14 protein-coding genes are annotated in these 13,338 nt (G+C 60.0%); 8 read left to right on the top strand and 6 right to left on the bottom strand.

The genetic code is table 11. The features are described 5' to 3' along the window. Nucleotides 1-5: 5 nt before the first annotated feature. The 3 genes from efeO (PSH90_RS13675) to efeO (PSH90_RS13665) are packed head-to-tail and all read left to right on the top strand — an operon-like array spanning nucleotide 6 to nucleotide 3,357. Nucleotides 6-1,190: an iron uptake system protein EfeO gene (efeO, locus tag PSH90_RS13675; protein ID WP_305380777.1), complete on the top strand. Its 1,185-nt coding sequence runs from the start codon at nucleotides 6-8 to the stop codon at nucleotides 1,188-1,190. Between the two features lie 17 nt (nucleotides 1,191-1,207). Then, entirely contained in the window at nucleotides 1,208-2,506 is a 1,299-nt protein-coding gene (gene efeB, locus PSH90_RS13670) for an iron uptake transporter deferrochelatase/peroxidase subunit (protein ID WP_305380776.1), read from the top strand. A gap of 26 nt (nucleotides 2,507-2,532) precedes the next feature. Continuing rightward, entirely contained in the window at nucleotides 2,533-3,357 is an 825-nt protein-coding gene (efeO, locus tag PSH90_RS13665; RefSeq protein WP_095180004.1) for an iron uptake system protein EfeO, read from the top strand. A 105-nt stretch (nucleotides 3,358-3,462) separates the two neighbouring features. Here the strand turns inward: efeO (PSH90_RS13665) and pssA are convergent, their stop codons facing one another. Further along, the gene (gene pssA / locus PSH90_RS13660) at nucleotides 3,463-4,806 is read right to left on the bottom strand and encodes a CDP-diacylglycerol--serine O-phosphatidyltransferase (protein WP_305380775.1); all 1,344 of its coding nucleotides are present in this window, start codon (nucleotides 4,804-4,806) and stop codon (nucleotides 3,463-3,465) included. A 215-nt stretch (nucleotides 4,807-5,021) separates the two neighbouring features. Between pssA and PSH90_RS13655 the strand changes: the two genes are divergently transcribed. The 3 genes from PSH90_RS13655 (at nucleotide 5,022) to PSH90_RS13645 (ending at nucleotide 7,151) form a co-directional block, all read left to right on the top strand. Continuing rightward, the gene (locus PSH90_RS13655; protein WP_150742221.1) at nucleotides 5,022-5,585 is read left to right on the top strand and encodes a TetR/AcrR family transcriptional regulator; all 564 of its coding nucleotides are present in this window, start codon (nucleotides 5,022-5,024) and stop codon (nucleotides 5,583-5,585) included. 54 nt (nucleotides 5,586-5,639) lie between these two features. After that, nucleotides 5,640-6,119 (top strand): nuclear transport factor 2 family protein, encoded by a 480-nt coding sequence (locus tag PSH90_RS13650; protein WP_305380774.1) that lies wholly within the window; start codon nucleotides 5,640-5,642, stop codon nucleotides 6,117-6,119. Nucleotides 6,120-6,371: 252 nt separating this feature from the next. After that, the gene (locus tag PSH90_RS13645) at nucleotides 6,372-7,151 is read left to right on the top strand and encodes a TSUP family transporter (RefSeq protein WP_016774706.1); all 780 of its coding nucleotides are present in this window, start codon (nucleotides 6,372-6,374) and stop codon (nucleotides 7,149-7,151) included. Here the strand turns inward: PSH90_RS13645 and nudC are convergent. From nudC to PSH90_RS13625, 4 genes are all read right to left on the bottom strand, one after another. Further along, the gene (gene nudC, locus PSH90_RS13640) at nucleotides 7,119-7,949 is read right to left on the bottom strand and encodes an NAD(+) diphosphatase (protein ID WP_095180000.1); all 831 of its coding nucleotides are present in this window, start codon (nucleotides 7,947-7,949) and stop codon (nucleotides 7,119-7,121) included. The genes PSH90_RS13645 and nudC overlap by 33 nt on opposite strands. Before the next feature lie 7 nt (nucleotides 7,950-7,956). Then, nucleotides 7,957-8,769, bottom strand: coding sequence for a crotonase/enoyl-CoA hydratase family protein (locus PSH90_RS13635; RefSeq protein ID WP_095179999.1), 813 nt, complete (start codon nucleotides 8,767-8,769; stop codon nucleotides 7,957-7,959). A 205-nt stretch (nucleotides 8,770-8,974) separates the two neighbouring features. After that, nucleotides 8,975-10,120, bottom strand: a complete 1,146-nt coding sequence (locus tag PSH90_RS13630; RefSeq protein ID WP_305380773.1) for a PQQ-dependent sugar dehydrogenase — start codon at nucleotides 10,118-10,120, stop codon at nucleotides 8,975-8,977. A 52-nt stretch (nucleotides 10,121-10,172) separates the two neighbouring features. Then, on the bottom strand, nucleotides 10,173-10,493 hold the full coding sequence (locus PSH90_RS13625; protein ID WP_042609927.1) for a hypothetical protein: 321 nt from the start codon (nucleotides 10,491-10,493) through the stop codon (nucleotides 10,173-10,175). Between the two features lie 188 nt (nucleotides 10,494-10,681). Here PSH90_RS13625 and PSH90_RS13620 point away from each other — a divergent pair, with 188 nt between their 5' ends. After that, complete coding sequence (locus PSH90_RS13620; RefSeq protein WP_073474486.1) at nucleotides 10,682-11,548, top strand: Ku protein; 867 nt, start codon at nucleotides 10,682-10,684, stop codon at nucleotides 11,546-11,548. Nucleotides 11,549-11,679: 131 nt separating this feature from the next. Here PSH90_RS13620 and lpxO read toward each other — a convergent pair whose 3' ends face one another. Further along, nucleotides 11,680-12,579 carry a lipid A hydroxylase LpxO gene (gene lpxO / locus PSH90_RS13615; protein WP_041480397.1) on the bottom strand — a complete coding sequence of 300 codons (900 nt, stop codon included), beginning with the start codon at nucleotides 12,577-12,579 and terminating at the stop codon, nucleotides 11,680-11,682. A 309-nt stretch (nucleotides 12,580-12,888) separates the two neighbouring features. Between lpxO and PSH90_RS13610 the strand changes: the two genes are divergently transcribed. Beyond that, nucleotides 12,889-13,323 (top strand): hypothetical protein, encoded by a 435-nt coding sequence (locus PSH90_RS13610; RefSeq protein WP_056785950.1) that lies wholly within the window; start codon nucleotides 12,889-12,891, stop codon nucleotides 13,321-13,323. Nucleotides 13,324-13,338 lie beyond the last annotated feature (15 nt).

Raw genomic sequence — 13,338 nt, 5'->3', positions numbered from 1 at the left:
CCTTCATGTCTACTACCCAAACCCCTCCGGCCCTGCGTTGGGCGCTGGCCGGCTCGGTGCTGCTGATGGTCGCCGCCGGCGGGCTGTTCTGGTACGCCTCGAACATGGCCGCCGCCAAGCGTCAGCACAACCATGACGAAATCGTCGTCAACATCCATCCGCACAGTTGCGAGCCGAACACACTGACGGTGCCCGCCGGCCGCGCCAGTTTCCGCATCGTCAACCGCTCCGAGCGGGCGGTCGAGTGGGAAATTCTCGACGGCGTGCTGGTGGTCGAAGAGCGGGAAAACATCGCGCCGGGCCTGAGCCAGGTGATTAACGCCAACCTGCAACCGGGCGACTATGCGATCACCTGCGGCTTGCTCAGCAACCCGCGCGGCACCTTGCACGTGACGGCGACGGCAGCCTCGGATGCCGCCGCCAAGGCCAAGCCGTCGATGGTCGCGTTCGTCGGGCCGCTGTCGGAATTTCGCGTGTATCTGGCCGTTCAGGGCAGCGCGTTGATCAAAGCGGCGACGGCGCTGAATCAGGCGATCGCCAGTGGTGATCTGGCCCAGGCGCAAGCGTTGTACCTGCCGGCGCGTGCCGCTTATCAGCGTCTGGCGCCGGCGGCGCAGCGCCTGGCCGAGCTGGACAATCAGATCAATGCCCGCGCCGATTATTTTGAAAAGCGCGAGCAGGATCCCGCCTTTGTCGGTTTCCATCGCCTCGAATACGCGCTGTTCCAGCAGCGCAATCTCGACGATGTCACGCCGATTGCCCAGCGCTTGCTCGCAGATGTCACCACCCTCAAGCAACAGTTGCTTGCGCAGTCACTGCCACCGGAGCAACTGGTGAGTATCGTCGTGCGCAACCTCAACAGTCTCGCCGATGTGCGCGCCGGCAGCGGCGAAGAAGAACGCTACAGCCACAGCGACCTCAACGGTTTCGCCGCCAACGCGCAGACCGCGCGCAAGGTCGTCGACCTGTTGCGCCCGATGCTGAGCAAATCCTCCGCTGACGTGTTGGCGAATGTCGACCAGGCCATGAGTGACTTCGACAGCCAGCTCAACGCGTTCAAATCCGCCGATGGCTACGTCAGTTACGACGCCGTGACCGCCGCGCAACGCCAGCAGATCGCCGCCAAAGCCAAGGCTCTGGCCACGGCACTGGATGGCATCGACCCCGCCCTCGGCCTTTCCGGCCTGTAAGCAGAAGACCACGACAGATGAACGATTCAGAACCTCTCAACCTGCAACGGCGCCGCGTGCTGATGGGCATGGGCGCCGCCGGTGTCGCCCTCGCCGGATCGGCGCTGAGTTGCCCGGCCATGGCCGCGCTGCCTGCGCAAGTTACCGAAGCACCGAGCAGCGACAAGACCGAAGACCGCCACGATTTTCACGGCTTGCACCAGGCCGGCATCGTCACCCCGCGCCCGGCCTCCGGGATGCTGGTGGCGTTCGATGTGCTGGCCAGTGATCGCGAAGACCTTGAGCGGCTGTTCCGCACTCTCAACGAACGCATCGCGTTTTTGATGAAGGGCGGCCCGGTCGCGCAGATCGACCCGAAACTGCCACCGCTGGACTCCGGCATCCTCGGCCCGGTGGTCACCCCGGACAACCTGACCATCACCGTTTCCGTCGGCGACTCGCTGTTCGACGAACGCTTCGGTCTGGCAGCGGTGAAGCCCAAGCGCCTGCAACGCATGGTCGGCTTTCCCAACGACGCGCTGGACGCCGATTGCTGCCATGGCGACCTGAGCCTGCAGTTCTGCGCCAACACCGCCGACACCAACATTCACGCCCTGCGCGACATCGTCAAAAACCTGCCTGACCTGCTGCTGGTGCGCTGGAAACAGGAAGGCAGCGTCCCGCCGCAAGCGCCGGCCAAACCCGGCGTACCGGCGCAGTCGGCGCGCAACTTTCTCGGTTTTCGCGATGGCTCGGCCAACCCTGATTCCAACGACGCCAAGGCCATGGACCGCATCGTCTGGGTGCAACCGGGCAGCGACGAGCCGGCCTGGGCTGCCCATGGCAGTTATCAAGCGGTACGCATCATCCGCAACTTCGTCGAGCGCTGGGATCGCACGCCGTTGCAGGAGCAGGAAAGCATTCTCGGCCGGGTCAAGAGCAGCGGCGCGCCCATCGGTGGCCACACTGAAAGCGAAGTGCCGGATTACAGCAAGGATCCGGCCGGCAAGCTGACCAGGCTCGATGCGCACATCCGTCTGGCCAACCCGCGCACCGCCGCGACCCAGGCCAATCTGATCCTGCGCCGGCCGTTCAACTACTCCAACGGCGTCAACAAGAACGGCCAGCTCGACATGGGCCTGCTGTTCATCTGTTACCAGGCTGACCTGGAAAAAGGCTTTATCACCGTGCAAACCCGACTCAACGGTGAACCGCTCGAGGAATACCTCAAACCGGTCGGCGGCGGTTACTTCTTCACCCTGCCCGGCGCTACCGGCGATGACGACTTCATCGGTCGCTCGTTACTCGCTGCCACCTCCCAAAACAAAACCGCATGACACCCAACCGACACAGGAGCCGCCCCATGAAAAAGACGCCACTCGCATTATTGCTGACCCTTGGTTTGCTCAACACCCCGCTGGCGGCGTTCGCCGCGACCGCGCCGCTGGATCTGGTGGGGCCGGTGTCGGACTACAAGATTTACGTCACCGAGAAACTCGATGAGCTGGCCAGCCACACCCAGCAGTTCACCGACGCGGTGAAGAAAGGCGATCTCGCCACCGCGCAGAAGCTCTACGCGCCGACGCGGGTGTATTACGAGTCGATCGAGCCGATCGCCGAGCTGTTCAGCGATCTCGATGCGTCCATCGACTCGCGCGTCGATGACCACGAAAAAGGCGTAGAGGCTGAAGACTTCACCGGCTTCCATCGCATCGAATATTCGTTGTTCGCGGAAAAAACCACCAAGGGTCTGGATGCATTGGCCGACGGTTTGAACAGAGACGTGCAGGACCTGCAAACCCGTGTGGCCGGTCTGACCTTCCCGCCAGAGAAGGTCGTCGGCGGCGCTGCTGCGCTGTTGGAAGAAGTCGCGGCGACGAAGATTTCCGGCGAGGAAGACCGCTACAGCCACACCGACCTGTACGACTTCCAGGGCAACATCGACGGGGCGAAGAAGATCGTTGATCTGTTCCGTCCGCAGATCGAACAGCAGGACAAGGCGTTTGTTGCCAAGGTCGACAAGAACTTCGCCACGGTCGACAAGATCCTCGCCAAGTACAAAACGGCAGATGGCGGGTTTGAGACCTATGACAAAGTGAAGGACAACGACCGCAAAGCGCTGGTCGGGCCGGTGAATACGCTGGCGGAGGATCTTTCGATGATGCGCGGGAAGTTGGGTCTGAACTGATTTTTTAGCCTCTGGTCTGGCCCCTTCGCGAGCAGGCTCGCTCCCACAATTGGAATGCATTTCCCTGTGGGAGCGAGCCTGCTCGCGAAAGCTATTCCGGACGCGCTAGAGAATCCTGTAGAGCAACCGCTCAATCCTCACCCGACTCACCCGTTTGAGAAACTTCGCCACCCCGGCCGGGTAATCCGGCAGCGTTTCAAGCGACTGGAAGTTATCGATCCGCGTGGTATGGCGGAAGATGTTTTCCAGCTCTTTCGCCCGTGGCTCCAGCCACTCGCCTTTCGGGTCTTCGATCAGCAGCGCGTTTTCCAGGTCGAGGCGAAACGCGCGCGGATTGAGGTTGTTGCCAGTCAGCAAGGTGTAGCGCTGATCGATCCACATGCCCTTGAGGTGATAGGTGTTGTCACCGTCGCGCCACAAGTGCAGGTTCAACTGGCCGCTGTCGATGCTGTGCTGATGGCGTTTGGCGAAGCGGCGCAGGCTGATTTCGTATAGATACGGCAGCGCGGCGATCACCTTGAACGGCTCGCTCGGCGGAATGTAGAAATCGTTGGCGGTCTTGTCGCCAACCACGATGTCGATCTTCACGCCACGGGCCAGCGCGCGGTTGATCTCACGGATCACGCCCAGTGGCAGGTTGAAGTATGGCGTGCAGATGGTCAGCTGCTTTTGTGCGCTGGCGATCAGTTCGAGAATCGCCCGGTTCAGCGGGTTGTTCTTGCCGACGCCGAGCAGTGGCGTGACCGACAGCCCATCTCTGCTGGTGCTGCCGGCGCCGGTGTCGTAGGTCGCATACTTGAGGCGACTGCGCAGGTCGCCGATGTCGTTGCGCAGGCTGCGCGTGCTCGGCAGGTTCGGCAGGTCGAGGCGATGCACGGCTTTCGATTCGATCAGTCCGTGCTTGACCAGATGATGCATCGAATCCGCGAGCTCGCGACTGTGCAGCACGTGGTAGCGGTCGAAGCGGTACTTGTCGAGTTTGTGCAGGTAGACGTTGTTCAGGCTCGCGCCGCTGTAGACCACCTTGTCGTCGATCACGAAGCCTTTGAGGTGCAGCACGCCGAACAGCTCGCGGGTCTGCACCGGCACGCCGTAGACCGGCACTTCGCTCTGATGCGTGCGGGTCATGTCCTGATACCAGGCGGCGTTGCCCGGCTGCTTGCCCGCGCCGATCAGACCGCGCTGGGCACGCAACCAGTCGACCACCACGGCGATTTCCAGCTCGGGACGCTTGAGCTTGGCTGCGTGCAGGGCATCGAGGATTTCCTGACCGGCTTCGTCCTGCTGCAGATACAGCGCGACGATGTAGATGCGCTGCGTCGCTGCGGCGATTTGCTCGAGCAGGCAGCGTCGGAATTCGGCAGCACTGGACAGAATGCTCACCGCCTCGGCGGTCAGCGCGAAGCTGCGCAGTTTGGGCAGCAGAGAACGTTTGAAAAGCAACGGCATAAGGCTCGCAAGGTTCGATTCCGAAGAGTTTGAGAGCTTACACCATCGTCTGCGCCGGGTCTTGTCAGTGTCCGTAATGGCCCCTTCGCGAGCAGGCTCGCTCCCACCGTTGAAATGCATTCCCCTGTGGGAGCGAGCCTGCTCGCGAAAGCGTTTTCACACACGCTGAAGAAATTCGCTTGACCAAGGAGAACAGTCGTTCTACTGTTCGCCACATGAACGAATCAATCAGCAATGACACACGCGACATCATTCTGGATGTCACCGAAAAGTTGATCTACAAAAGTGGCATCGCTGCCACCAGCATGGATCTTCTGGTGAAGACCGCCGGCGTCTCCAGAAAAAGCATTTATCGTTACTTTGCCGACAAGGACGCACTGGTTGTCGCGGCCCTTCAGCGACGCGATGTTCGCTGGATGCACTGGTTCACACATGCTGTCGACCAGGCCGAGACTCCGGCCGATCGCCTGCTCAACCTGTTTACCGTGCTCAAGGGCTGGTTCGACTCGGAAGGCTTTCGCGGCTGCGCCTTCATCAACACCAGCGGCGAAACCGGTGATCCACAGGATCCAGTGCGGCTGGTGGCCAAAGAACACAAACAGAAGCTGCTCGACTACGTGTGCGAGCTGTGTGCCGAATATGGTGCCGAGGATCCGCAACTGCTGGCCAGACAGTTGCTGATCCTGATTGAAGGCGCCATTACCGTAGCGCTTGTGATGGGCGATCACAGTGCCGCCGATAATGCGCAATGCATGGCGCGAAAGTTATTGGGCCTGTAACTCTTAACAAGCCGGACTTGTTGTTCAAACATTAAATGAATCAGGAGATTGAACATGTCGACTGCAGCCCAGATACGTCCGCCATTGCCCCCGTTCAACCATGCGTCAGCCATCGAGAAGGTGCGTCTGGCCGAGGATGGCTGGAACAGCCGCGATCCGGAAAAGGTTTCGCTCGCCTATACCCTCGACACCAAATGGCGCAATCGCGCCGAGTTCGCCAACAACCGCGAAGAGGCCAAGGCATTTCTGACGCGCAAATGGGCGAAGGAACTGGATTATCGCTTGATCAAAGAACTCTGGGCCTACTCCGATACGCGTATCGCGGTACGTTATGCCTATGAATGGCACGACGATTCCGGCAACTGGTTCCGCTCGTACGGCAACGAGAACTGGGAGTTCGATGACAACGGCCTGATGTTCCAGCGCTATGCCTGCATCAATGACATGCCGATCAAGGAAAGCGAGCGCAAATTCCATTGGCCTCTGGGCCGCCGGCCGGATGATCATCCGGGGCTGAGTGAACTCGGTCTCTAAAGCCAACCCACCCCTGTGTAGGAGCTGCCGAAGGCTGCGATCTTTTGATCTTGATTTGATCGTTCCCACGCGCAGCAGCCGGGGCGCTCCGCGCCCCAGAAGATCGCAGCCTTCGGCAGCTCCTACACAGGAATGTATTCCAGACTGTAATTGACGACGGCATGCTCTGGCTCGCCGCAACAGTTCGATACAGGTAACATAACCGCCCTCCCCGCAGCCCACGTTCTGCGCCTTGCCGAATAAGCCGACTCCATGCCTTTCGAACTCAGCGTTGACCTCACCACCCTGGCCATTCTGGCTGCTGTTGCTTTCCTTGCCGGTTTCATCGATGCCATCGCGGGCGGTGGCGGTCTGTTGACCACGCCGGCGCTGCTGACGGCGGGCCTGCCGCCGCATCTGGTGCTGGGCACCAACAAGCTGAGCTCGACCTTCGGTTCGGCGACCGCCAGCTTCACCTTCTACAAACGCAAACTGTTTCATCCACGCCAGTGGACCCACGCGATTGTCGGCACCCTGGTCGGCGCGCTCACTGGCGCGGTGGTTGCGCATTACCTGCCGGCCGAGTGGCTGAACAAGATGCTACCGGTGATCGTTTTCGCCTGTGGCCTGTATTTGCTGTTTGGCGGCACGCCGAAAGCGCCGCTGGACAGCGACGCGCCGATCAAAAAGAAATGGCAATCGACCCAAGGCTTCAGCCTCGGCTTCTACGATGGCGTGGCCGGCCCCGGCACGGGCGCGTTCTGGACCGTGAGTAGTCTGCTGCTGTACCCGATCGACCTGGTCAAGGCCAGCGGCGTGGCGCGCAGCATGAACTTTGTCAGCAACATCGCGGCGCTGTCGGTGTTCATCTTCTCCGGACAGGTCGACTGGATCATTGGCCTGTGCATGGGCCTGTCGGTGATGGTAGGGGCTTTCTTTGGCGCGCGCACCGCGATCAGCGGCGGCGCCAAATTCATTCGTCCAGTGTTCATCACCGTAGTGCTTGGCCTGACTGTGCGCCTAGCCTGGCAGCACTGGTTCAGCGTGGCCTAAGCGCCGCGCGACGTAGACGTCGATCAGGTAACGGGCAATCGAACGCGACGCCGGCAACGGCGGCAAGTCATGCACGTTGAACCACTGGGCGTCCTCGATCTCGTCTTCCTGACAGACAATTTCGCCACCGGCATATTCGGCATGGAAGCCGAGCATCATCGAATGCGGGAACGGCCAGCACTGGCTGCCGATGTACTGGATGTTCTTCACTTCGATCTGCACTTCTTCACGCACTTCGCGAATCAGGCAATCCTCGGCCGATTCCCCCGGCTCAGCGAAACCGGCCAGCGTGCTGTAAACCCCGGTGACGAAACGCGGCGAGCGCGCCAGAAGGATTTCGTCGCCACGGGTGATCAGCACGATCATGCTTGGTGAAATGCGCGGATAACTGCGCAGATCGCACGGCTGGCAATACATCGCTCGTTCGCGCGGGACTTGCGTCATCGGCTGGCCGCAGTTGCCGCAGAAGCGATGCTCTCGTGCCCAAGTGCCGATCTGTGCGGCATAGCCGAGCACTTTGTACAACGTGTGATCGCCTTCGAGCATGAACGCTCGCAGCCCCTTCCAGCCGCAACCGGGCACATCGCTGACGCTGTGCAACTCAAGCAGATAGACCGGTTCGCCGTCGAGATGACCAATCCCGTGCTCAGCGAGGACTGAAAGGTCCTGGCGCTTGAGCCACTCGCGCGGGAACAGTGCGCCGTTGTCATCGAACAGGAAGCCTTCGGGGCTGCGCGCTACGGCCCAGCCGCCGGGTTGATCGGTGTCGAGTACTGCAGTGGTCCAGCGAGAGATCATGGTTAACTCAATCCAGAAATTCGGGTTTCTGTTTGCTCATGTGGGCGGCCATGGCCACGCGCAGATCGGTGGATTGCAACATGGCGGCGTTCCAGGTGGCAACGTATTCAAGACCATCGTCGATGCGATGGTCGCGCATGTAGCTGATCATTTCCTTGGTACCGGTCACGGCGATCGGCGACTTCGCTGCGATGTCACGGGCGATGCCGAACACGCCTTCGAGCAGCGTGTCCTTATCGCCGTAGACGCGATTGACCAGGCCCATGCTGCGTGCTTCCTCGGCGCCAAAGGTGCGACCGGTGTAAGCCAGTTCACGCAGCATGCCGTCTCCGATGATTCGCGGCAACCGTTGCAACGTGCCGACATCAGCGGCCATGCCGATGTCAATTTCCTTGATGGAAAATTGCGCGTCCTCGGCGGCATAACGCATGTCACAAGCCGAGATCAGATCGATTGCCCCGCCCAGGCAATAGCCCTGAATGGCAGCAAGCACCGGTTTGCGGCAATTGTCGACGGCGTTGAACGAGGCTTGCAGATTGAGAATCTTGCGCCGCAGCAGGCGCGCATTGCGGCCCACGTCCTTGCCCAGTTCATTGGCGACACCGGCGAGCATCATCAGGTCGATGCCCGATGAAAAATGCTTGCCGTTACCACTGAGGACCACCACGCGGACTTCGTCGGTATCGTCGATCCACTGGAAGATTTCGACAATCTCGCTCCAGAACGCCGCATTCATTGCGTTGATCTTTTCCGGGCGATTGATCTGCACATGGGCGATGTTGTCGGCCAGTTCGACGCTGAAGGCGGAGTATTGAGTCATGGCAGTGATCCTTTACCGGGCTGGGAAATAAGCCTCGAAATATAACAAGGCAAGGGGGCGGCGGTTCGGCCAAATGCGGGACTGCCCGAAGTCTGCGCAAGATGCGCGGGCCTCTTCGCGAGCAGGCTCGCTCCCACAGGGAGACTGCATTTCAATGTGGGAGCGAGCCTGCTCGCGAAGGCGTCGGATCATTCACCGCACGCAATTATTTCAGCCCCAGCCTGTACAGCGAGCCATTCTCTTCATCTGTCAGCACATACAGATAGCCATCCGGCCCTTGGCGCACGTCACGGATACGCTGATTCAACTCACCCAGCAAACGCTCCTCATGGACTACCTTGTCACCATCGAATTGCAGGCGAATGAGTTCCTGGGACACCAGTGCGCCGATAAACGCGTTGTGCTGCCACGGCGTGAAGCGATCGGCGTCATAGAAGGCCATGCCGGTAACCCCGGGGGATTTTTCCCAGACATGGTGCGGCGCCACGGTGCCTTCAGCGGTTTTGCCCTTCGCCTCAGGAATCGGTTGCATCGAATAGTTGATGCCATGGGTCGCCAACGGCCAGCCATAATTCTTGCCACGTTCGATGATGTTCACTTCATCGCCGCCACGTGGCCCGTGCTCGTTCTCCCACAGCGTGCCGGTCCACGGATTGAGCGCCGCGCCTTGCGGGTTGCGCAGGCCATAGGACCAGATTTCAGGCCGGACACCGGATTGGCCAACAAAAGGGTTATCGTCCGGCACCTTGCCATCCGGGAAGATGCGTACGACTTTGCCTTGCAACTTGTCGAGGTCCTGCGCAGTCGGCCGATCGTTGTTTTCGCCGAGGGTGATGAACAGATACCCGTCGCGATCGAACACCAGCCGCGAACCGAAATGGTTGCTCACGGACAATTTCGGCTCCTGACGGAAGATCACATTGAAGTCCTTCAGCGTCTTCAGGTCATCGGAAAGCCGTCCGCGCCCTACCGCCGTACCAGCCTTGCCGCCCTCACCACCGCCTTCGGCATACGACAGATAGACCATGCGGTCCTGCTTGAAGTCTGGCGACAGCGCCACATCAAGCAAACCGCCCTGCCCTTTAGCCCAGACTTGCGGCACGCCACTGATCGGCTCCGACAGTTTGCCGTCCTTGCTCACAACGCGCAGATGACCCGGACGTTCGGTCACCAGCATGCCCTTCTGATCAGGCAGAAACGCCAGTGCCCAGGGATGTTCCAGGCCTTGGGCAATGGTGGTGACTTCAAGAATGCCCTGCTCGCTTTTCAGCTCTTTGGGCGCGGCGGCGAACGCCGGAACACTGATCAGCGCGGCGGCGCAGCAGGTGGCTAGTAGGGTTTTACGCAACATGCACGATTCCTTTTGTTCGTGTGAAAGGCTGACAGAACATCAGTCCTGCCGTTCAACGGTTGCTGCCGGTGCCCCGTGAGGGCGGGTTGGGAATGAAGGTTGGCGGATTGCTCGGCACCGAACGAATCGGTTGACCATTGCCGATGCCGCGATTTTCAACGGTCGGCTGACGTGGCACGGGAACGGTGTTCGGCCCGCGAAGGGGCGGAGCGCTGGGCTGGGTGCCCTGCATGCTGTTGGGATTGGCCCGGCGGATCGGGCTGTTGTAGGGATTGTTGCTGTTCCCGGTGGGGCTTTGTGCGAGCACGACATCGGCATGAACCAGGCCACCACTTAAGGCGAGGACGGCGATGCCAATCAGAAACCGGTTCATGGGAATACCTCTCGATGTGCGTGGACTAGAGCCTTGGAGCCCAAGCTACGCCGTGGGTTCGGATTTGTTAACCCTCGTGCCTTAAACAACATGTAACACGGCTTGACCGTACCGCTGGAAGCCGCGCAATCACTGGAAACTTTCTCGCCGCGCCACGGGTCACCTGATCATCACTCGGAGGACAAGTCATGGCTCGGGCAATCTGGAAAGGCGCAATCAGTTTTGGACTGGTACACATCCCCGTGGCGCTGGTTTCAGCGACGTCGTCCCAAGGCGTGGACTTCGATTGGCTCGACAGCCGCAGCATGGACCCGGTGGGCTACAAACGCATCAACAAGGTCACCGGCAAGGAAGTCACCAAAGAGAACATCGTTAAAGGCGTGGCCTACGAAAAGGGTCGCTACGTGGTGCTCAGCGAGGAAGAAATCCGCTCGGCGCACCCCGTCTCGACACAGACCATCGACATTTTCTCTTTCGTCGACGCCGAGCAGATTCCGCTGCAGAACATCGACACGCCCTATTACCTGGCGCCAGACAAGCGCGGCGGCAAGGTTTACGCGTTGCTGCGCGAAACCCTGAGCAAAACCAACAAGGTCGCCCTCGCCCGCGTTGTCCTGCATACCCGTCAATACCTGGCCGCGTTGATGCCGCTGGAGTCGGCGCTGGTTCTGGTGAAACTGCGCTGGCCGCAGGAAGTGCGCAGTCTTGATGAACTGGCGCTGGGCAGTGAAGTGACCAAGCCGCAATTGGCCAAGGGTGAGCTGGACATGGCCAAACGTCTGGTTGAAGACATGACCTCGGAGTGGTCGCCTGAGGACTACAAGGACGAGTTCGAAGACAAGATCATGGCGCTGGTCGAGAAAAAAGCCCACGAAGGCAAGATCGAGGACGTCGAGACCACCACTGGCGAGGAAGAACGCAAGACTGCCGATGTTATCGACTTGACCGAGCTGCTCAAACGCAGCCTCGGTGGCAAGGCACCGGCCAAGCCCAAGGCCAAATCAACCAGTAAGGCGGCGCCGGCGAAGAAGACTCGGAAGGCGTCCGGGGAGTAAGCGTTGGGCCAGCTAGAGGTATGTTTGAAGTGAAGCCGCCTTCGCGAGCAGGCTCGCTCCCACAGGGGAACGCATTCCAGATTGTGGGAGCGAGCCTGCTCGCGAAGAGCCCATACTGACACCTTAAATCTTCAGATCAGAATAAAGATCGCCAACAACGCCGCAAAAATCGCCCATTTTTCCAAGTAGTAACGCGTACGGTTGCGCTTCTTCAGCTCTTTGCCGCGCAAACGGATCTTGTAGATTTTGGTAAACAAGCGGTTGATGCCGCCAGTCTTGTCCCCCGCATCATTCGGCGCGCCTGCCGCTGACATCACGGTGCGGCTGAACCAGCGGTTGAACGCCGCCGCCCAGCGGTACTTCAACGGCCGCTCAATGTCACAGAACAGAATGATCCGGTTCTGATCCGTGGTGTTTTCAGCGTAATGAATAAACGTCTCGTCGAACATCACCGCTTCGCCATCGCGCCAGTGATAGTTCTCGCCGTCGACATTGATGTAGCAGCCAGGATCGTTCGGCGTATCCAGACCCAGGTGATAACGATAGGAACCGGCGTACGGATCGCGGTGGCGCACCAGCTTCGAGCCCGGTGGCAGCTCGGCAAACATCGCCGCCTTGATTGAGCCGATGCTCTGCACCAATTCAGTGGTGCGCGGGCACAGCTTCATCGCCGATGGATGGCTGTCGCCGTACCACTTGAGGTAGAAGCGCTTCCAGCCAGTCTTGAAGAAAGAGTTGAAGCCGACATCGTCATACTGATTCGAGCGCTTGATCTCGCCGGCACGCAGCAGATTCTGGCCTTCCTCGCGAATCTCTTGCCAGTGCGCCTGCAACGGGCTCAGATCCGGGAAATCCGCCGGATTCAGGTACGGCTTGTTGGGAATCTTCGAAAACAGATAAAGGAAGCAGTTGATCGGCGCGAGGAACGTCGAGTGGTCACTCAGTTGCCGCCCCAGCTTGTGGCGCACGCGTCCACGCAAGTGAACGTAAGCAATGGAGATGACATAAACAGCGGCAATGATGAGTTTCACGGAAAAGGGTCACACGTCAAAAGTGAACAAACTGCGCGCGTGGCGACCTGAGGCCCAGCGTCTTATGCAGCGGTCTTGATGCACAGGGCGCGTCCATGGCCCGCGCCGTTTCCGGGCGCTCGGTGAAAGGGTGGCATTTTAGCCACAGTTCGTAACCGATAGTGAACCCTCAACTGTGAAAAACTGTCTTGCGCGTTTGCGTGTAAAGCTCCAGCACACTTGAATCCATACAAACGCCCGTTGCTCATTTGGATGGAACCACGCTTGGCACGCGCTCCTCTATCGCTTACCAATAACGGAGGAACCCCCATGATCGCCCCACAAACCGGTATGAAACCAGGTCAGCGCTATCGAATTGAAAGCGTCGAGCGCGCGCCGCAATTCTCTGGCTTTTTTCTCGATGGAAAGTATTACCTGGGCCCTGAATTGCAGACTGCCGTCGGCTGGCTTGAAGGGCAAATGTTTTTCTACGACCAGCTCGACCCTACCGGTGAGCCGGTTTACCCGGGCAGGATTGCCGGCACGATCGAAGGGCTGACGCTGGTGATGCCGGACGGCTTACGCCTGGAGATCGAAGAAGCGCCTTATCTGGCGGAACCTCTTGCGCCGGTGCGCGCCTCCCTCACCGGGCGCATCGAGCGTATCTCGCGGCAGCCAATTCGCCCTTCGCCGCTGTTGGTAGCCGGGGCCGCGATGCTGGTAGGAGTTTGCCTGCTGACGATCTCGCGCATCAGAAATCGCTGAAGGCCACCGCGCGAG

This window comes from Pseudomonas sp. FP1762, from assembly GCF_030687105.1.
In the GTDB taxonomy this organism is placed as follows: domain Bacteria; phylum Pseudomonadota; class Gammaproteobacteria; order Pseudomonadales; family Pseudomonadaceae; genus Aquipseudomonas; species Aquipseudomonas siliginis.
Note: the sequence above shows the minus strand (reverse complement) of the source record. Positions and strands in the feature narration are given on the sequence as shown.